Origin of the sequence: Lactobacillus iners DSM 13335, from assembly GCF_000160875.1 — a bacterium.
GTDB classification, from domain to species: domain Bacteria; phylum Bacillota; class Bacilli; order Lactobacillales; family Lactobacillaceae; genus Lactobacillus; species Lactobacillus iners.
In genome coordinates this window covers 163,510-182,932 of sequence record NZ_GG700811.1, presented here as the reverse complement: position 1 = coordinate 182,932, position 19,423 = coordinate 163,510, and the positions used below count along the sequence as shown (strand labels likewise).

The window sequence follows — 19,423 nt, the reverse complement described above, 5'->3', positions numbered from 1 at the left end:
TTTAGTTAATGCAAGTAGCAATTGATGGACCTGCATCTGCAGGAAAAAGTACAGTAGCTAAAATAATAGCTAAGAATATGGGATATATTTATTTAGACACAGGTGCAATGTATCGTGCATGTACTTTAGTCGCTAAACAAAATCACTTAGCATATGATGATCAAAGTGGAATTTTGAAAGCTTTAAATAATAATATTATATCTTTTAAAAATATAAATGATGATCAAAGAGTTTATATCAATGATAAAGATGTCTCTTTTGATATTAGAACTCCGGAGATAACTGCAAATGTATCGCAAGTTTCAGCATTATCAGAAATTAGAAAGAAAATGGTAGAAATTCAACGAAAAATTGCTGGTGAGAATAATATAATTATGGATGGTAGAGATATTGGAACTACAGTCTTGCCTAATGCTGATGTTAAGATATTTTTGATTGCCAGTGTAGCTTCTAGAGCTAAAAGAAGATATTTGGATTTTAAAGAAAAGGGCATTAATCAAAATCTAACTGATATTGAGAAAGATATTGCAGATAGAGATTATAAGGATATGCATAGGCAAATATCTCCTTTAAGAAAGGCTGAAGATGCATATCAGGTTGACACGACAGATATGTCTATTGATCAAGTTGTTAACAAGTTGACCCAAATAATTAAAAAAAATAAAAAAAATAAATAAAAGTGTAGAAAAAACATTCGTTTTCCTATAAAATGGAAGATGATATTGGGAGGTAAATATGTCAGATAATAGTAATCAATTCTTAGATGCGTTGAAGCAAATGCAAGGAGTTGAAGTTGGAAGCATTGTAGAAGTGGAAGTTCTAAATGTGGAAGACGGTCAACTTACTGTTGGTGTTGTTAATGAAGGTGTAGAAGGTATTATCATCAAGCGTGAATTCACTGCAGATCGTAATGCCAATTTGCAAAGCTTGGTTAAGCCAGGTGATAAGTTTAAAGCTTTAGTTCTTAGAAAAGCTGGCGGTGATAAAGAAAATGGTGAGTTCTTCTTCTCTGTTACACGATTGAAAGAAAGAGAAGCATATTCTGAACTTGAGAAAGTTTATGCTGAGGGTAACACTGTAGAAGGTGTTGTAACAGGTGCCGTACGTGGCGGTTTGTTGGTAGATGTTGGAACTCGTGGATTTTTACCTGCATCCCTTATTTCTAATCGTTATGTTTCTGATCTTAAGCCATATATCGGTAAGAAGATGAACTTAAAGATTACAGAAATTGATCCTAATAAGAACCGATTGATTCTTTCTAGAAAAGATTTAATTGAAGAAGAACGTGAAGAGGCTTTTGAATCTGTTGCTAATCAATTAGTAGTAGGTGATACTATAGAAGGTAAAGTATCACGTTTAACAGGGTTTGGTGCATTCATCAATGTTGGTGGTGTAGATGGTTTGGTTCATATTTCAGAAATTTCATACAAGCATATTGATAAGCCAAGTGATGTTTTGAAAGTTGGCCAAGAAGTTAAAGTAAAAGTTATTGGCATTGATGATGATAGACGTCGAATCTCCCTTTCAATTAAGCAAACTTTACCATCTCCGTTTGAAGAAGCAACTTCTGAGTTACATGAAGGCGATGTTATTGATGGAGAAGTTAAATCTTTGACTTCTTTCGGTGCTTTTATAGAAGTTGCTAGTGGAATTCAAGGATTGGTACATGTTTCAGAAATTTCCAATAAGCGTGTTGAAAAGCCTAGTGATTTCTTGAAGGTTGGTCAAACTGTTAAGGTTAAAGTATTAGGTATCGATCCTAGTGATAAGAGAATTTCTCTTTCAATTAAGCAAACTGAATCAGATAATAAGAGTAATGAATCTCGTCCACGTCATGAGGATAATGTTGCTAAAAAGTATATGAGTGATGGTGATAATGGATTTGCTTTAGGAGATCTTATTGGAGATCAATTGAAGGATTAGGTCTTATTTACCATTAAAATAGAGCTGATGTATTTCAGTTCTTTTTTTTGTTAAAAGGAGGAGATAATATGTCTTTACCTGTAGTAGCTTTGGTTGGTAGACCTAATGTAGGAAAATCAACGATTTTTAATCGAATTATAAATTCACGTGTAGCTATTGTAGAGGATCAACCAGGTGTTACTAGAGATAGAATTTATGCTAATGCTCAATGGATGGGTAAGCAATTTGTCTTAGTAGATACTGGTGGTATTACTTTTGAAGATAATGTAATTGAAGAGCAAATTAAGACTCAAGCAGAGATTGCGATCAATGAAGCTGATGTAATTGTCATGTTAAGTGATGTTACTGGACATGTGACTAATTTGGATGAAACCATTGCTAAAATTTTATATAAAGCTAAGAAACCGATAATACTAGCTATTAATAAAGCTGATAATCCAGAACAAAGAAATGATATATATGACTTTTATTCTTTAGGATTAGGCGATCCGATTCCAGTATCGGGTAGTCATGGTACGGGATTAGGTGATCTTTTGGATGCTATTGTTTCAAAATTCAATGGAAATAATACGACTGATGATGATAATAATATACGTTTTAGCATCATTGGACGACCTAATGTGGGTAAATCTTCTATAGTTAATTCTATTTTAGGTGAAAATCGGGTTATTGTGGCTGACATGGAAGGTACAACGAGAGATGCTATTGATACTATTTTTGAAAAAGATGGTCAAAAGTATACCATTGTTGATACAGCCGGAATAAGACGTAAAGGTAAGGTATATGAAAAAGTTGAAAAATATTCAGTTATGAGGTCTATATCTGCTATAGAACAAAGTGATGTTGCAATTATCGTTATAGATGCTAGTGTAGGTATTATAGAACAAGATAAACATATTGCTGGATATGCACATGATGCTGGAAAAGGCGTAATTATTGCTGTTAATAAATGGGATGTGCCTTCTAAGACCACCACAAGCATGCAAGATTTTGTTAAGGTTATTAGACAAGAATTTCAATATTTAGATTATGCTCCAATTGTATTTGTTTCAGCTAAAACGGGACAAAGAATTGAAGATATTGTTTCTTTAGTTAAAAATGTTAAAGAAAATCAACAAAGAAGAATTCAATCCAGTGTTTTAAATGATTTATTATTAGATGCAACTAGAATTACGCCTACGCCATTAGTAAATGGTAAACGATTAAGAATATATTATATGACGCAAGTAGCTGTTGTTCCACCTACATTTGTTGTTTTTGTTAATGATCCTGAACTATTACACTTTTCATATAAACGTTTTTTGATTAATCAAATGAGACAGAATTTTAATTTTGAAGGAACTCCCATTAAAATATTGGCTAGAAAAAGAAAATAGGAAAAAAAGCTTGTCGTTATGCTCTTTATATGCTATTTTTAAATGCAGGGGCATGATGTTTATTTTTCGTCATTCTTCATTTATCCCGTTTGGAGATGAATTTTTGAACTTTTAAATGAAGTTCAATTTCAGGAGGTGAAAGCAAATGGCAAATAAAGCTGACTTGGTTTCTTTGGTAGCATCAAATACTAAGTTAAGTAAAAAAGAAGCAGCTGATGCTGTAGATTTAGTTTTTAACTTTGTAAAAGAGACTTTATCTAAAGATGAAAAAGTTCAATTGATTGGGTTCGGTACTTTTGAAGTACGTGAGCGTGCTGCACGTAAAGGACGTAATCCTCAAACAGGAGCTGAAATTGAAATTCCAGCTTCTAAAGTTCCTGCATTTAAGCCTGGTAAGGCTCTTAAGGAAGCAGTTAAATAATTGGATTTTCCTTCAATTTAAAACATCAGATCTTTTATGGTCTGATGTTTTTGTTATTAATTTTAAATATATTAAACGGGTGAATTTATATGTCATATTCAGAAAAATTATTAGATGAGATACAGAAACATAATTTTTCAAATAATAATATTCTATTGAAAAAAGCTTTGCAGAATGATGATAATAATGTATTAATAGATTTGGCGGAAAATTTATTAGGTTTTGGCTTTACAGATTTAGCTAAAACAGTATATATGCATTTAATTAAAACATTCCCAGATGAAGGTGTATTTAAGGTTTATTTAGCAGAAATATTATTAAATGATGGTGATGAGGACCAAGGATTACAATTACTATATGATATTAAACCTAATAGTAGTGGTTATATTGAAAGCTTATTAGCTCAGGCAGATTATTATCAAACAAATGGATGTTTTGATGTGGCTGAAGACAAATTAAAGCAGGCATTAGCATTGCGAAAAGATGAACCAGCTATTATTTTTGGCTGTGCTGAAATTAATTACTTAAAAGGTTCATATGATAGTGCTATGCAATATTATCAGGAATTATTAGATCAAGGTAACAAAACCTTTGGTGAGGTTGCAATTTCTCAAAGAATTATGTCATGTTTAGCTAAGATGGGGAAATATGAAGAAGCAGCTGAAGTCATACAAAATAATATGGATAGTTTACTAAATATTGATAGCCAATATGATGCTGGATTAATTATGATGGCTACTAGCAATTGGAAGCAGGCTATAAAATTGTTTCAGGCAGTTATTGATAGTCAACCCGATTATGTTAATGTATATCCAAATTTAGCAAAGGCATATTTTAATATTGGTGAATTAAATAAGGCACTTGACGTTGCTAATGCAGGCATTAGTTATAACGAATATGATATTTCTTTATATAGAATTGGGTCTAAAGCAGCTTTATCTTTGAAGGATTATGATCAGGCACAGCAAATTTTAGAAAAAGGTGTTGATATATTACCTAATAATGATGATTTAAAATTAGATTTATCCAATCTATATATCATAACCAATCAAGATAAGAACAATATATTATTATTGTCTCATGATAATGATAATGATAATCAACACGATCCACAATTGATTTGGAATTTAGCTATATCATATCAAAGGACTGAAAATTATCAAAAGGCCAAAGAGCAATTTTTGTTAGCTTATCCAAATTTTAAAAATAATGCTGACTTTTTGCGTCAATTGGCTTTATTCTTCCATGAAATAGGAGATACTCATGACTTTAAATTAGTTTTGAAAAAATATATTGAGATGGTGCCTGAAGATATTGAAATGCAAGATTTGTTAACTGAATTATAATATCAAATCTAAAAAAGAGAGTTATTAATTAAAGGGAGGCTATATGTTATTTACAGAAGATGCGACATATTATGCAGACCTTGTTAAAAATAAAAAAATAAGTTGTTTAAAATTAGTGGAATATGCTATCGACAATGCCATTAAACTTCAACCTATATTAAATTGTATGACAATTACTTGGTTTGATAAGGCCTTATGTCAAGCAAAAAAGATGGATCGGCAATTACAGTATTTAACAGAGGATGAGCGACAAAAGTTGCCACCTTTTTATGGCGTTCCTACTTTATTAAAAGATTTGACAGAATTTTGGGAAGGGACAGTAACGTCTAATGGCTGTGCCTTGATGCGTGATAAAGTGAGCTCACGCACAGATGCTTATGTACAAAAAGTTTTAGAGATGGGTTTTATACCAATAGGACGTAGCAATGTTTCAGAATTTGGATTAAAGACTGTTGCTGATTCTAATGCTTTTGGTGCAGTTTGCTTGCCTCAAGATATAACTCGTAATCCTGGTGGTTCAAGTGGAGGGGCAGCAGCTGCAGTTAAAGCAGGTATAGTACCTATTGCAATGGGTAGTGATGCTGGAGGATCCATTCGTGTTCCAGCAGGATACACTGGCCTTATTGGTTTAAAACCTTCAAGGGGACGCATTGCTTCAGGCCCCGGTATTTATCGGGGCTTTAATAGTTTATCTACACAGTTTGCCTTAGCTAAGTCTGTGAGAGATGTATTTACCATGTTAAAAAATGCATCAGTTTATAGTCCTTATGCAATGTGTAGTTTACCGACTATAAAAGAAGAAAAAATCCAATCGTTAACTAAACCTTTAAAGATTGCTTATAGTGTTCAAAGTTTGTCTGATGAGCCTACGTCAAGCGATGCTATTAAAGCCATCAAAAGTATAGTCTCTTATTTGAAAGTGATGGGGCATGAAGTAATAGAGGATGCTCCAGCTATTGATATAGTAAAACTATTTCATTTTTACTATATAACGTGTTTAGTAGAAACAGGACGAAACTTAGCTAATTTTAAAGATCAGAGTGATAGGGTATTATGCAAAGATTTAGGTGATCTTGCTTGGCTATCTTATAAGATAGGACCACAAATTTCTGCTTATGAATATAGCGGTATGCTTAAAGATCAAGATATATTGATAGAGCAAAATGCTAAATTTTATCAAAATTATGACCTATTTTTGACACCTACTACAATAAGTGTTGCTCCAAAACAAACAGAGTGTGCTTTGCCTCAGACACTTAAAAATTTATTATCAAATCTTCAAAGCATGTCTATTAGGGAACAACGTGATGTGGCTATACAAGCTTTTGATAATACTTATAGGTGGACGCCTTTTACACAATTAATGAATTTGACTGGAGATCCTGCAATAAGTTTACCAGTTTATGAAACGATTAATGGTCTACCTATAGGAGTACAAATTTCATCTTTAAAAGGTAATGAATATCGTTTGTTGCAAGTAGCTAAAGATTTTGAAGAACATGGATTATTAAAAACGCACATAGTTTCATTGTGATAAAAAGGTATAAGAAGGCATTAATTGCAAAAAAATACTAACCTACATGGTTAGTATTTTTTACTTTATTTTATTTGAATTGTTGAAATATATTATTTTTCTTCCGTAAGTAAGTGAAACCTTCTCCCAATGTTTCATGAACATCAATAATTGAAACAAAGGCTTTTTTATCCTCATTAAGAACTATAGACTTTAAATTAGAAAGTTCACGTGGTGAGACAACGCAATATATAATTTTTTTGGTGTCATTTTGATATCCACCTTCAGCTAATAAATATGTATAACCTCTGTCTAGGTTTAAATTTATCATTTTAGCTATATTTAAATATTTATCTGAAATAATGATTACACCTTTAGCTGCATAAGAGCCTTCTTGAACATAATCAGCGATTTTAGCTAAGAAGTAGCTACCTACTAATGTATATAGCATATGTTTGGTATCTAAGTATGATAATGAAATACCAAGTACTAAAACGTCTAGTCCTAATAATGTTTTACCAATTGGAATACCTAATTTTAGTTCTAATATTCTGGCAATAATATCCGTTCCACCAGTAGTACCACCAAATTTAAATACAATTCCAATACCTAGACCAGATAACAATCCTGTTAATAATCCAGCTAAAAAAAGATCATGATCTAAGTTTATTTGATGAATAAAAGGCGTATGTAGCCAAAAATTTAGGAAAAAAGATAGGCAGGATGTTCCCCAGATAGTTAATATCAACATTCTTCGTCCCATATACTTATAACCAATAATGATTAATGGAATGTTGAGAACAAGGGTAGAAATGCCAGGATTGATTTTAAACCAATATCGTAGTAATAATGTTACACCACTTATACCACCGTCTGCTAATTGATTTTTGATATTTATCGCATCAAGGCTAAATGCATAGATAGAAGCACCAAGTGCAATGAAGAATAAATCTTTTATGGTTTTAGTATTTAAAATAGATTTAATAATGGATTTTGAAAAATTTGTTTTTGAATTATTTTGCAAAAAATTCATGAATATATATCATTTCCTTTCTAAAACTAATAGTTATTATCTTATTTTACCAAATTTAGCCTTAAATCTGGTAAAATTTAATAGTGATTATGAAAGGAAGTCAATAATGAATATTACTGAATTACCTAATGTTTTTAAAGCAGCCTTACCTATTTTAAATAAAATAAATAAGGTGGGTTATGAAGCATATTTTGTTGGTGGATGTGTTCGCGATCTTTTGCTTAATCGGCATATTCATGATATTGATATAGCAACAAGTGCATATCCTGAAGAAATTAAACAAATTTTTGAGAAAACAATAGATACTGGTATTAAACATGGTACAGTTACAGTTTTATATGAAGGTCAAAGCTATGAAATAACTACTTTTAGGACTGAATCTGGTTATCAAGATTATCGTAGACCTGATAAGGTTACTTTTGTCCAAAATTTATCTGAAGATTTAAAGCGTAGAGACTTTACTATTAACGCATTAGCTATGGATGCAGAAGGCAAAATCATAGATCATTTTTATGGCTTGAATGACTTAGTTGTTCATAATATTAAAGCTGTAGGTAAAGCCGAAAATAGATTTCATGAAGATGCACTGAGAATGATGCGGGCTGTTAGATTCATGAGCCAATTAGGTTTTGAATTAGATTTGGATACCAAAAAAGCAATTTTTGATAATCATGAATTGCTGAGTAAAATTTCCATTGAACGCATTCGTGATGAATTTGTTAAAATGGGTGTCGGTAAGTCTAGTAAGCGTGCTTTTGAAGTCTTTTTAGATACAGAATTGTATAATGAAGTACCATATTTAGAACATAAGAAAGAACAGCTAAGTGTTTTTTCTAAATTGAATTTTTCTCCTGTTACGGAGGAAACATTTTGGGCAACTATAATTATTTTATTAAAGCTACCTAATAATGAAATAGCTAAATTTATGCGTGCTTGGAAAAATTCTAATGCCATGGAGCACTGCGTTTATGATATAGTGACTTTCTTTGATTTACTTAGTTATCGTATTCCGTCAAATTATGAATTATTTAGTACTAATTTAGATACTATTATGCAAACGCTTGATTTGTCTAATATCTTAGGTCAACCCGTTAATAGTCAAGCTATAATAGATAGATATGAAGCATTACCATTGAAAAATGAATCAGAATTAGTAATAGATGGTAATTACTTATTGAAAAAAGGAATACCTGCTGGACCTAGGATAGGAGAGTTATTAATTGAAATAAAGAAAGCAATTTTAGAAAGAAAATTAGAAAATAATATTTCTGCAATAGATGTTTTCTTGAATAATAAATAAAAAAAGCTTGAAAAGCATGTAGTGATGTTATCTCAACCTTATGATTATAAGGAGAGTCACTCATAGCTGATCAAGTTTTTTTCATTTATAGCTTAAATCAAACATATAATAGGATTGAAAAATATATTAATGCCGAACCTAATATGACGAATAAGTGCCATATGACATGAATATATGGAATTCTTTTCATTGTGTACAATAAAGCACCTATAGTATAAGCAAGACCGCCTGACAATAGAAGTAAAAATCCACTTTTTCCAAGTAGAGGGAAAATCGTATTACCAAATGTCAATGCTGTCCATCCCATAGCGATATATAAAATTATCTCGCCTAATGGTCGCTTACCCTTGTTAAATATACAAAATAAAATTCCGATTACTGCTAGCGTATAGATAATTCCAAATAAAAGCCAGCCTTTAAAGCCACCGATCATTACTAATGCATATGGTGTATAAGAACCAGCAATTAAAATGAAAATTGAAGAGTGATCAAATATTTGAAAAATTCTTTTTGCTTTAGTAAATACTAGACTGTGATATAAAGTAGAAAATAAATATAAGATGACTAAACTAGTACCAAAAATAGTAAATGAGACAACTCTTATCGCATTACCTGTACTTGCTGATCGTATTATTAAAATGACTAATCCTGCAATTGCTAATCCAAAACCTATACAGTGAGTTATTGCACTAAAAACATTATTTAAAATAAAGTATTTTGTTGATACGTTTTTAGGTTCCTCCCATAGTTTTTTGAAGGTCATAAAATTATTCCACCTTTCTCACTTAAAATCTTTTTTTTTGATATACTAATAGTTATATCGATAGATAAATTTTAACATAATATATTGACATAAATACATTTTATGTTACGAAATGAAGGACCTTAGATGAAAAAAATAAAAATAGTTACAGATTCCTCTGCTCAATTGACAATAGATGAAATTAATAAATATGATATCCATATAGTTCCACTATCAATAACTTTTTCTGATAAGACGTACACTGATGGTGTTGACATCAGTAGAGAAGACTTTGTAAAGAAAATGTTATCTGCGGATGAACTACCTAAAACAAGTCAACCTTCTATTGGATTATTTGAAGATGTCTTTAAGGACTTAGCATCTGATGGTAGTCATATACTTGGTATTTTTTTAACTCAAAGTTTAAGTGGCACTATTTCCGCTGCTAAACAAGCAGCTGATTTGCTGAATCTTGGTGATAATATTACTATTATTGATTCAGGCTTGACTGACCGTGCATTAGGGCTACAAGTGTTAGCTGCTGCTAAAGATCTTATAGCAGGTAAGAATTTACAAGAAATAAAATTGCATATTGAAACTATTAAGAAAAATCAGCATTTGGAAATGATGGTGTCTAATTTAGATAATTTAATCAAGGGTGGAAGATTGGGCTCTATTTCCGGTAAGATTGCAACATTGTTAAATATTAAATTAGTTTTGCAGATGACAGATGGAAAATTATCTGTATATAAAAAAGGTCGTGGAAAAAAATTCTTTAAAGATTTTGAAGAAAGGGTATTAGCAGATATCGAGGCAAATAAAAATCAAATTTCTGAAGTGGGTATATCTTACGTTGATACTCCTGATATTGCAGCAGAAATTGCTGAGAGGATACATTTAATTAATTCAGATATTAATGTTTTAAGTAATATTACTAGTCCGATAATAAGTTCGCATGCTGGTAGTGGTGCTATTGCAATTATTTATTATACTGAGTAGGTATGTGTATGCCATATCGGGAAAGTTTTTATAGGTTTTTAATGACCTTGCGAGATCATAATTCTACTGATGAAGTAGTGCAATTTGCCAATAATGCGGAATTTGACAGTAGTTTTCCTAGACAAGAGCAGGATTATGAAAAATTATCGGAATATTTGGAATTTAATGCAACCTATCTGGTTAGTATGACTATTTTTGATCGGGCTTATCAAATGTATCAGGAAAAGATGATGTAATTTTATGAAAAAAAAGCTATCTGAATATAAGTATTTGTTTATTGTAGGATTAATAGGAATTTTTCTGGGATGTATATCTACATACAGTGCAATGACTATTTATCAGCAAAAATCGCCTTTGGGTAAAATAAATAATTTTTATCAAAAATTAAAGAAAACATACTATTGTGATATCTCCGATAAAAGATTGATATCTGGTGCAATTGACGGAATGCTTAATAGTTTAAGTGATCCATATTCACAAAAATTAGAAGGCAATCATTTAAAGCAAATTAATGGTGTTTTGACTGGTAATAGCTTTGGTGGCATTGGAGTAGAGATGCAAGTTTTTCATAATAAAATAGTTATTTGCTCAGTGTTACGTGATACACCTGCTTTTAAGGCTCATATTAAGGTCAATGATGAACTTATTGGCGTCAATGGTAAAAGTGTAGATGCTAGAAATTTCATGGAATTATCCAAAATGATTAGAGGCAAAATAGGAACTAAAGTTACTCTAACTTTGATACGTAATAATAAAAAAATTGATGTAACTGTAGTTAGAGCCAATATCAAGCAATCTACAGTATCAGTTAGACAAAAAGGTTCAGCTACAATCATTGCTATATCACAATTTGATGTTAATACAGCTAAAGATCTAAGGGAAGCACTTAAGAATGCAAAAGTATTACATTCAAAAAAACTAATTATTGATTTGCGTAATAATCCAGGTGGTATTATGGAGCAGGCTATGACTTGTGCGGCATATTTTGTACCATATGGAAAAATTATAATGAAATATGAAGGTAGAAATGAGCACCAAATTATTCGTTCAAATAAAAAATTATCGAATAACTTTAGAACAAAATTAAAACCGATAATTATAATTAACCAGCATACAGCCAGTGCTAGTGAGATTTTTACTGCAGCTTTAGTGGATAATCAATGTGCTGTTACTGTTGGTCAACATAGTTTTGGTAAGGGTACAGTACAACAAGTTGGAGTCGATGATAATGTTGAGTATAAGTTTACTATCGCCAAATGGCTGACACCTAGAGGAAAATGGATTAATAAGCGTGGTATTAAGCCTACTTATGAGACACCTGTTTCTGATATTGAAAATCTACCTAAATTTCAAACTAATACCTTGCTAAAATACAATATGATGGGGTTGGATATTGCAATTTTGCAAAAATATTTAATGGCATTAGGTTACTTATCTAATAATTTAACTGGTGTGTATGACAATGCTACCTTGAATTCAGTTAAAATGTTTCAAAAAGACAATAATCTTAAAGTTACTGGAATAGTGAATAAAGATATTAGATATGCTCTTTATGTAGCAGCATATAATAAATTTTATAATGATGATGTGACTGTATCCAAAGCGTTATCAATTGATTTTTAATTTCCATTAAAGTAAAGGGCTTACTTGAGATTCTTTTATAATATAATTAAGTTGCGTTAGCTATAATGCTTAATAAAAGACAAAGTAAAAAATAAATGATATAATATCCAATGTTCGACTATTTTTTATGGTAGTCATTTATTTTTTGATTTAATTTAAATAAAATAAAATCTTGTGTAATAAATTAGTTTTATACTTATTATGAAAGGAGAATGATAATGGCTAATATTCAGTGGTATCCAGGTCATATGAATAAGGCAAAAAATCAATTAGAAGATAAATTAGATTTAATTGACGTCATAATTGAAGTCTTAGATGCAAGATTGCCGATGTCTTCCAAAAATCCCATGATTAGCAAATTGATTGCTAATAAGGCTCACATAATAATTTTGAATAAAGCAGATTTAGCTGATGCAATTAAGACCAAAGCATGGGTGAAGTTTTTTCAGAAACAAGGAATACTTGTTTTACCTATGGATGCACAGCATAGTAATAATATGTCTGGTTTGATTAAATTGATTAAAATTGCTACAAAAGATAAGGTAGATAAAATTATAGCCAAGGGAGCTAAAGAACCTGTGATTAAAGTTGCTATAGCTGGAATTCCAAACTGCGGTAAATCAACTATTATTAATCGATTGGTTGGTAGAAATGCAACTATTGTAGGTGATAAACCTGGTGTTACTAGGGGGCAAAATTGGTTAAAGACAGATACAAATATTCAAATATTAGATACTCCTGGTATTTTATGGCCAAAATTTGATGATAGAAATATAGGGTTAAAATTAGCTGCTTGTGGTGCTATTAAAGATAGTGTATTTCATGCTGATGATGTATCAATTTTTGTTTTAAAATACTTAAGAGAACAATATTTAAATTTATTAGTTGATTTTTGTAAAACTAGTGCCGAAAAAATAGAAAAAATAAATGATATTGATTTGTTGCTAGCTATGACACAGCTATTTGGGATGCGTGATGATTATGAACGTTTTTCAATTTTCTTTTTGCAACGTCTACGTAAAGGCAAAATAGGGAGGATAACTTTTGATTTACCATGACAATTGATGAAATAAAAACATTGTTGTCTTCTGGTGATGTGTCTACTGATCTTTTAATAAAATTAGAGAATGATTCCAGAAAAGGCGTCCAACGTTTAGTTAAAAGTTACAAAATGCAAAAGGCTAAAAAAGAAAAGGCATTTTTAGAATTTGAAACAAGATTTTCTTATGAAAAAGAATTTTGGTGTCAAAAAAAATTAGTTGCTGGTGTAGACGAAGTTGGTAGAGGACCTTTAGCTGGTCCAGTTGTGACAGCTGCTGTTATTTTGGATAAAAATTTCGATTTGATAGATGTTAATGATTCTAAAAAATTAACACCTAAAAAACGTAATGAATTATTTCCAATGATTTTAGACAAGGCAGTGTGTGTGAGCGTTGGTCTAGCTAATAACGATTTAATTGATAAAATCAATATATACGAAGCGGATAGGGTAGCTATGGCACGTGCAGTTAAAGGATTGAAGGTAAAACCTGATGCTTTATTGGTAGATGCTATGGATGTCCCTATAGATTTACCACAACTAAAATTGATTAGAGGAGACAGTAAGTCAAATTCTATTGCAGCAGCAAGTATTGTAGCTAAAGTTTTTCGTGATCGTTTGATGGATGCGTATGGTGAGCTTTATCCGGAATACGATTTTGCTCATAATGCTGGTTATGGTACTGCCAAACATTTGTCTGCATTAAAACAATATGGTCCTACACCTATCCATCGTTTCAGTTTTGAACCAGTTAGTTCTTATAGATAATATAAATGAAAACTCCACTTTTTAGCGTAAATATTTTAAGGGGTTTTTATGAATATTAAAGAATTGTGTTTACGACTAAAGTTGCAAAAAAAGATTGGCTATAAAAATATGTATAAGATTCTTTTTCAACTTAGTTCAGAAAAGGAAATAACATATCAACTAATTAATGAATTAAATATTGATTTTGAATTAAGAGGTCTTGTTTTATCTGCGTTTGATAATGAAAATTATTCTAAATTAATAGATAAAATTTGTAGTCAATGTGATGTTATAACTATATTTGATGATATATATCCTGAATGCTTAAAAGAAATATATAATCCACCTTTAGTTTTATTTGCTAGAGGTAATTTAGATTTATTGCAGAGGAGAATTACTGTTATAGTAGGCTCTCGGACACCTACTAAGTATAGTGATCAGGTATTGCAGAGATTAATACCAAATATAATACAAGATGGTTGGGTAATTGCTAGTGGATTGGCCAAAGGAGTTGATGAATTAGCTCATCGATTAACTTTAGCTAATCACGGAGATACTATTGCTGTAATAGGTAATGGACTTAATTATTTTTACCCTCATCAAAATGAAGGTCTCCAACAAGAAATTTTTCGAAAGGGACTAGTATTAAGTGAATATTTGCCAGATACACCGCCTTTACCATTTAGATTTCCAGAAAGAAATAGGATATTAGCTGGTTTGAGTGAAAATATTTTAGTAACAGAGGCACGAAAGAAATCCGGCTCTTTGATAACTGCTAATTTAGGTTTAGAAGCTAATCGTAATATTTTTGCTGTTCCAGGACCTATAAATAGTAATTTATCTGAAGGACCAAACGAATTAATTGCTGCTGGTGCTGTACCAGTTATTGATTATTTTTTGGATGATACTATATAGTTGACAAGAAATAGTTTTCTGGTAATTTATAGTTTATAGAATATAATTAAGGGAAGGTCAATTAGGAGTATGCCTACTGCTAAAGTAAAGAAGAATTTGGTGATAGTTGAATCACCGCACAAAGCTAAGACAATTGAAAAATATTTAGGACGTAATTATCATGTTATTGCCTCTAAGGGTCATGTACGTGATTTACCTAAGTCTCAAATGGGCGTTGATATTGATAATGATTATGAACCCAAATATATTTCTATCAGAGGAAAAGGTTCTACAATTAAGGAATTAAAAGCTGAAGCCAAAAAAGCTAAAAATGTATATCTGGCTTCTGACCCCGATCGTGAAGGTGAAGCGATTGCTTGGCATATTTCACATATTTTAGGGTTAGATCCCAAGGATATGAATCGTGTAGCATTTAATGAAATTACTAAAGATGCTGTTAAAGCTGCTTTTAAAGAACCCAGGGCTATTGATATGAATATTGTAGATGCCCAGCAAGCTAGACGTGTTTTAGACAGACTTGTAGGGTATTCTATATCTCCTATTTTATGGTCAAAAGTTAAAAAAGGCTTATCAGCAGGACGAGTTCAATCCATTGCATTAAAATTGGTAATTGATAGAGAAAAGGAAATTCTTAATTTTGTTCCTCAAGAGTATTGGACTATTTCTTCAACTTTCAAAAAAGCTGAGCAAAAATCAACGTTCAATGGTGATTTTTATGGATTAGCTGGTAAAAAAATTGATTTGAACAATAATGATGATGTTAAAAAAATTTTAGCTAAAATTGACAAAAAACAGCCTTTTGAAGTTACTCAAGTGATCAAAAAAGAACGCAAGAGGCAAGCAGCCGCACCATTTACTACTTCAACAATGCAACAAGAAGCAAATAAAAGATTGGGTTATCGAACACATAGAACTATGCGAATTGCTCAATCACTTTATGAAGGAATTAATTTGGGTAAAGGTAGTGTAGGATTAATTACCTATATGAGAACTGATTCAAAACGTATTGCTAACGTTGCTAAACAGGAAGCAGCTGATTTTATTAAAAGTGAATTTGGGGATGCTTTTGCTGCACATAATCCTAAAAATTTCAAAAATGATGGGGATGCACAGGATGCACATGAAGCTATTAGACCAACTTCTGCTTTTAGAACACCTGAATCTATAAAAGATTATCTTACACCAGAAGAGTATCGTTTGTATAATTTGATATGGTCTAGATTTATTGCTAGCCAGATGAATGCAGCAATTTATGATACCGTAAGAGCTGATATAGTTCAAAATGATGTTACATTTAGAACTACTGGTTCTAAATTGAAATTTTCAGGTTTTACTAAAGTTTATGACTCCAATTCCGAAAAAAACAAAGATTTGCCTGAATTAGTAGAAGGAGAGTTAGTAGATTTAGTTAAAATGTCAACAGATCAGCATTTTACGCAACCTCCTGCAAGGTATACTGAAGCTAGTTTGGTTCATACGTTAGAGGAGAATGGTGTTGGCCGACCATCTACGTATGCACCAACTATAGATACTATTCAAAAACGGTATTATGTAAAATTAGAAGGAAGATCTATTGTTCCTACAGAATTGGGAGAGATAGTTAATAAATTAATTGAGAAATTTTTCCCAGATATTGTTAATGTCGATTTTACGGCACAACTGGAAAATGATCTTGATAGTGTGGAAGTTGGAAAAAAAGATTGGGTGAAGATTGTTGATGCATATTATCAACCTTTTTCCGAAGAATTAGCTAAAGCTGATGATCAAATGGAAAAAATTCAAATAAAAGATGAAGATGCTAAGTTTGATTGTGAAGTTTGCGGTGCACCTATGGTTATCAAATTAGGTAGGTATGGTAAATTTTATGCTTGTTCAAGATTCCCTGATTGTAGGAATACACAAGCTATTACTAAAAAAGTTGGGGTTGTTTGTCCCAAGTGTGGTAAGGGCGATATTATTGAGAAAAAATCCAAAAAAAATCGCAAGTTTTACGGATGTTCCAATTATCCTGATTGTGATTTTGTTTCATGGGATCAGCCTATTGCTAGAACTTGCCCAAATGATGGTCATTTTCTCGTTCAAAAGAAAACTAAAAAAGGCTTGCTTGTTTTATGTCCTAATGGTGATTATAGGGAAGATCAAGAAGAAAGTAACTAGTTGCCAGATTTTTGATTGATATGGTATTAGTGGTAGAAAGGATTTGTTTATGCCTGAAAAGGTTACGGTTATTGGAGGCGGATTAGCTGGTAGTGAGGCAACCTGGCAATTGGCTAAGCGTGGAATTGAAGTTGACTTATATGAAATGAGACCTGTTAAAATGACACCTGCTCATGAAACTGGCAATTTATCCGAGTTAGTTTGTACAAATTCTATGCGATCAAATCAGTTGTCTAATGCGGTAGGTTTATTAAAAGAAGAAATGCGACAATTAGATTCTTTGATCATGAGAGTAGCAGATGAAACTGCTGTTCCAGCCGGTGGTGCTTTGGCAGTAGATCGAGATAGTTTTAGTAAAAAGATTACGCAAATAATTAATGAATTGCCTAATGTACATGTGCATAATGAGGAAATTAAGGATATTCCTAAAGAAGGAATTAATATTATTGCTACAGGTCCGCTAACATCTGATTCGCTAGCAGCGAAAATAAAAGAATTTTGTGGTAGTGAGTCATTGCATTTCTTTGATGCTGCTGCTCCTATTATTACTGCAGAATCGATAGATTATAACATTGTTTATAAAAAATCTCGCTATGATAAAGGCGAAGCTGCATATTTAAACTGTCCAATGGATAAAGAACAGTTTGTTAATTTTTATAACAATTTAATTACTGCAGAGACTGCTGAATTACATGAGTTTGAAAAAAATAATGTTTTTGAAGGATGCATGCCTATTGAAGTAATGGCAAAGCGTGGAGAAAAAACGATGTTATTTGGCCCATTGAAACCAGTAGGGTTAGAAGATCCAAAAACAGGCAAATTACCTTATGCTGTGGTACAGTTACGTCAAGATAATGCTTCTGCTTCAATGTATAATATTGTTGGTTTTCAAACGCATTTGAAATTTGGTGAGCAGAAAAGAGTATTTTCATTGATACCTGGGTTAGCCAATGCAGTATTTGTTCGATATGGAAAGATGCATCGTAATACATATATTTCTAGTCCGGAAGTTTTAAATTCTACTTATGAAACAAAATTGTGTAAGAATTTATTTTTTGCGGGTCAGATGACAGGTGTAGAAGGATATGTTGAAAGTGCAGGTTCTGGATTAGTAGCTGGAATTAATGCTTCGTTGCGTGCTATCGGTGAATCACCTATTGTTTTTCCAAAAAATACAGCAATAGGATCAATGGCAAATTATATTACATCTACATCAGCTAAAAATTTCCAACCAATGAATGCATCTTATTCGCTGATGCCACAGTTGGAAAAAAAGATTCGTAACAAACAAGAAAGACATTTAATGCAATCTAAGATAGCATTAGATGAATTAAACGAGTTTAAAAATAAAGTTGGGCTATAAAGTTGAAACAAGCAGATGATTTTTTGAAATTATATTATAATTATTTGAAAAATGAGCGAAATTATAGTATTAATACTTGTAAGGCGTATATGGACGATTTGTCAGAGGCACGAACCTTTTTTGTTGAAAATGGTGGTTTTATTGATTGGCTAAAATTATCATCAAGAGATATTGAAATTTTTATACAATATTTAGCACAAAAAAAAGATAAGCGTAGCACCCAAAGTCGAAAAATTTCAACTTTACGTTCGTTTTACAGATTTCTTAATAAGAGAAATATAATTCCCGTTAATCCTGTAGAATTAATTAGTTTAAGGGGAGAGCATAAAAAATTACCTGAATTCTTGTATAGTGACGAAATGGTCAAGGTTTTAAAATCTATTTCGACGACTACGCCATTGGGTTTGCGTAATATGGCTTTGTTAGAGTTATTTTATGCAACTGGTATGCGTGTTAGTGAAATTTCAAACCTGAAACTAGATCAAATTGATTTTGAATTGAATTTAATATTGGTACATGGTAAAGGAAATAAGGATCGATATGTTGCATTTGGAGAAGAAGCAAAGACTGCTCTAAATAACTACCTTGTGGAAGCTCGAAAAAAACTTTTATTACATAAAACAGATTATGGATATGTTTTTTTGAATTCTAATGGCAATAGGATAACCAGTCGAGGACTAGAATATATTATTAAAAATATCTTTTTAAATGCTGGTGTATCTGCTAGTGTTCATCCACATATGTTGAGGCATACATTTGCTACGCAGATGCTGAATAATGGTGCAGATTTGAGAACTGTTCAAGAATTATTAGGACATGAATCTATTTCTACAACACAGATTTATACTCATGTAACTAAACAACATTTATGTGATATTTATCATAAGTATTTTCCTAGAGATAATAAAGAAAATGAGGCGAAATAA

The 19,423-nt window shown here is 31.5% G+C and carries 18 protein-coding genes; 16 read left to right on the top strand and 2 right to left on the bottom strand.

Annotation, left to right across the window (positions count from 1 at the left end; translation table 11 throughout):
- The first annotated feature begins 8 nt into the window (after positions 1 to 8).
- From cmk to HMPREF0520_RS05815, 6 genes are all read left to right on the top strand, one after another.
- A complete protein-coding gene (gene cmk / locus HMPREF0520_RS05840; protein ID WP_006729983.1) occupies positions 9 to 677 on the top strand; it encodes a (d)CMP kinase in 669 nt (222 codons plus the stop codon).
- Between the two features lie 58 nt (positions 678 to 735).
- On the top strand, positions 736 to 1,923 hold the full coding sequence (gene rpsA / locus HMPREF0520_RS05835) for a 30S ribosomal protein S1 (protein WP_006729982.1): 1,188 nt from the start codon (positions 736 to 738) through the stop codon (positions 1,921 to 1,923).
- A 68-nt stretch (positions 1,924 to 1,991) separates the two neighbouring features.
- Positions 1,992 to 3,299, top strand: coding sequence for a ribosome biogenesis GTPase Der (gene der, locus HMPREF0520_RS05830; protein ID WP_006730871.1), 1,308 nt, complete (start codon positions 1,992 to 1,994; stop codon positions 3,297 to 3,299).
- Between the two features lie 145 nt (positions 3,300 to 3,444).
- Positions 3,445 to 3,720 carry an HU family DNA-binding protein gene (locus HMPREF0520_RS05825; RefSeq protein WP_006729980.1) on the top strand — a complete coding sequence of 92 codons (276 nt, stop codon included), beginning with the start codon at positions 3,445 to 3,447 and terminating at the stop codon, positions 3,718 to 3,720.
- Positions 3,721 to 3,809: 89 nt separating this feature from the next.
- Positions 3,810 to 5,066: a tetratricopeptide repeat protein gene (locus HMPREF0520_RS05820; RefSeq protein ID WP_006729979.1), complete on the top strand. Its 1,257-nt coding sequence runs from the start codon at positions 3,810 to 3,812 to the stop codon at positions 5,064 to 5,066.
- Positions 5,067 to 5,109: 43 nt separating this feature from the next.
- On the top strand, positions 5,110 to 6,600 hold the full coding sequence (locus HMPREF0520_RS05815) for an amidase family protein (RefSeq protein ID WP_006729978.1): 1,491 nt from the start codon (positions 5,110 to 5,112) through the stop codon (positions 6,598 to 6,600).
- 70 nt (positions 6,601 to 6,670) lie between these two features.
- On the opposite strand, the gene HMPREF0520_RS05810 is transcribed toward HMPREF0520_RS05815, so the two are convergent.
- On the bottom strand, positions 6,671 to 7,612 hold the full coding sequence (locus HMPREF0520_RS05810) for a YitT family protein (protein ID WP_006729977.1): 942 nt from the start codon (positions 7,610 to 7,612) through the stop codon (positions 6,671 to 6,673).
- Between the two features lie 106 nt (positions 7,613 to 7,718).
- Between HMPREF0520_RS05810 and HMPREF0520_RS05805 the strand changes: the two genes are divergently transcribed.
- The gene (locus HMPREF0520_RS05805; RefSeq protein WP_006734094.1) at positions 7,719 to 8,912 is read left to right on the top strand and encodes a CCA tRNA nucleotidyltransferase; all 1,194 of its coding nucleotides are present in this window, start codon (positions 7,719 to 7,721) and stop codon (positions 8,910 to 8,912) included.
- Between the two features lie 97 nt (positions 8,913 to 9,009).
- Here the strand turns inward: HMPREF0520_RS05805 and trhA are convergent, their stop codons facing one another.
- On the bottom strand, positions 9,010 to 9,675 hold the full coding sequence (gene trhA / locus HMPREF0520_RS05800; RefSeq protein WP_006729975.1) for a PAQR family membrane homeostasis protein TrhA: 666 nt from the start codon (positions 9,673 to 9,675) through the stop codon (positions 9,010 to 9,012).
- A gap of 126 nt (positions 9,676 to 9,801) precedes the next feature.
- On the opposite strand from trhA, the gene HMPREF0520_RS05795 reads away from it, so the two are divergent.
- From HMPREF0520_RS05795 to xerC, 9 genes are all read left to right on the top strand, one after another.
- A complete protein-coding gene (locus HMPREF0520_RS05795) occupies positions 9,802 to 10,653 on the top strand; it encodes a DegV family protein (RefSeq protein ID WP_006729974.1) in 852 nt (283 codons plus the stop codon).
- 8 nt (positions 10,654 to 10,661) lie between these two features.
- On the top strand, positions 10,662 to 10,889 hold the full coding sequence (locus tag HMPREF0520_RS05790; protein ID WP_006730873.1) for a YozE family protein: 228 nt from the start codon (positions 10,662 to 10,664) through the stop codon (positions 10,887 to 10,889).
- Between the two features lie 4 nt (positions 10,890 to 10,893).
- On the top strand, positions 10,894 to 12,276 hold the full coding sequence (locus HMPREF0520_RS05785) for a S41 family peptidase (protein WP_006729972.1): 1,383 nt from the start codon (positions 10,894 to 10,896) through the stop codon (positions 12,274 to 12,276).
- A 218-nt stretch (positions 12,277 to 12,494) separates the two neighbouring features.
- Positions 12,495 to 13,334 carry a ribosome biogenesis GTPase YlqF gene (ylqF, locus tag HMPREF0520_RS05780; RefSeq protein WP_006730880.1) on the top strand — a complete coding sequence of 280 codons (840 nt, stop codon included), beginning with the start codon at positions 12,495 to 12,497 and terminating at the stop codon, positions 13,332 to 13,334.
- A complete protein-coding gene (locus tag HMPREF0520_RS05775) occupies positions 13,331 to 14,083 on the top strand; it encodes a ribonuclease HII (RefSeq protein WP_006729970.1) in 753 nt (250 codons plus the stop codon). The genes ylqF and HMPREF0520_RS05775 overlap by 4 nt, the downstream gene beginning before the upstream one ends.
- A gap of 48 nt (positions 14,084 to 14,131) precedes the next feature.
- Entirely contained in the window at positions 14,132 to 14,977 is an 846-nt protein-coding gene (gene dprA, locus HMPREF0520_RS05770; RefSeq protein ID WP_006729969.1) for a DNA-processing protein DprA, read from the top strand.
- A gap of 69 nt (positions 14,978 to 15,046) precedes the next feature.
- The gene (topA, locus tag HMPREF0520_RS05765; RefSeq protein ID WP_006729968.1) at positions 15,047 to 17,134 is read left to right on the top strand and encodes a type I DNA topoisomerase; all 2,088 of its coding nucleotides are present in this window, start codon (positions 15,047 to 15,049) and stop codon (positions 17,132 to 17,134) included.
- Between the two features lie 49 nt (positions 17,135 to 17,183).
- Complete coding sequence (gene trmFO / locus HMPREF0520_RS05760) at positions 17,184 to 18,497, top strand: methylenetetrahydrofolate--tRNA-(uracil(54)-C(5))-methyltransferase (FADH(2)-oxidizing) TrmFO (protein ID WP_006729967.1); 1,314 nt, start codon at positions 17,184 to 17,186, stop codon at positions 18,495 to 18,497.
- A 2-nt stretch (positions 18,498 to 18,499) separates the two neighbouring features.
- Positions 18,500 to 19,423: a tyrosine recombinase XerC gene (xerC, locus tag HMPREF0520_RS05755; RefSeq protein WP_006729966.1), complete on the top strand. Its 924-nt coding sequence runs from the start codon at positions 18,500 to 18,502 to the stop codon at positions 19,421 to 19,423.

Coding starts and splice junctions, on each gene's coding strand:
- topA (WP_006729968.1), top strand. CDS start 15,047: ATGCCTACTGCTAAAGTAAAGAAGAATTTGGTGATAGTTGAATCACCG.
- HMPREF0520_RS05820 (WP_006729979.1), top strand. CDS start 3,810: ATGTCATATTCAGAAAAATTATTAGATGAGATACAGAAACATAATTTT.
- der (WP_006730871.1), top strand. CDS start 1,992: ATGTCTTTACCTGTAGTAGCTTTGGTTGGTAGACCTAATGTAGGAAAA.
- rpsA (WP_006729982.1), top strand. CDS start 736: ATGTCAGATAATAGTAATCAATTCTTAGATGCGTTGAAGCAAATGCAA.
- HMPREF0520_RS05825 (WP_006729980.1), top strand. CDS start 3,445: ATGGCAAATAAAGCTGACTTGGTTTCTTTGGTAGCATCAAATACTAAG.
- dprA (WP_006729969.1), top strand. CDS start 14,132: ATGAATATTAAAGAATTGTGTTTACGACTAAAGTTGCAAAAAAAGATT.
- HMPREF0520_RS05810 (WP_006729977.1), bottom strand. CDS start 7,612: ATGAATTTTTTGCAAAATAATTCAAAAACAAATTTTTCAAAATCCATT.
- HMPREF0520_RS05795 (WP_006729974.1), top strand. CDS start 9,802: ATGAAAAAAATAAAAATAGTTACAGATTCCTCTGCTCAATTGACAATA.
- ylqF (WP_006730880.1), top strand. CDS start 12,495: ATGGCTAATATTCAGTGGTATCCAGGTCATATGAATAAGGCAAAAAAT.
- HMPREF0520_RS05815 (WP_006729978.1), top strand. CDS start 5,110: ATGTTATTTACAGAAGATGCGACATATTATGCAGACCTTGTTAAAAAT.
- HMPREF0520_RS05805 (WP_006734094.1), top strand. CDS start 7,719: ATGAATATTACTGAATTACCTAATGTTTTTAAAGCAGCCTTACCTATT.
- HMPREF0520_RS05790 (WP_006730873.1), top strand. CDS start 10,662: ATGCCATATCGGGAAAGTTTTTATAGGTTTTTAATGACCTTGCGAGAT.
- trhA (WP_006729975.1), bottom strand. CDS start 9,675: ATGACCTTCAAAAAACTATGGGAGGAACCTAAAAACGTATCAACAAAA.
- cmk (WP_006729983.1), top strand. CDS start 9: ATGCAAGTAGCAATTGATGGACCTGCATCTGCAGGAAAAAGTACAGTA.
- HMPREF0520_RS05775 (WP_006729970.1), top strand. CDS start 13,331: ATGACAATTGATGAAATAAAAACATTGTTGTCTTCTGGTGATGTGTCT.
- HMPREF0520_RS05785 (WP_006729972.1), top strand. CDS start 10,894: ATGAAAAAAAAGCTATCTGAATATAAGTATTTGTTTATTGTAGGATTA.
- trmFO (WP_006729967.1), top strand. CDS start 17,184: ATGCCTGAAAAGGTTACGGTTATTGGAGGCGGATTAGCTGGTAGTGAG.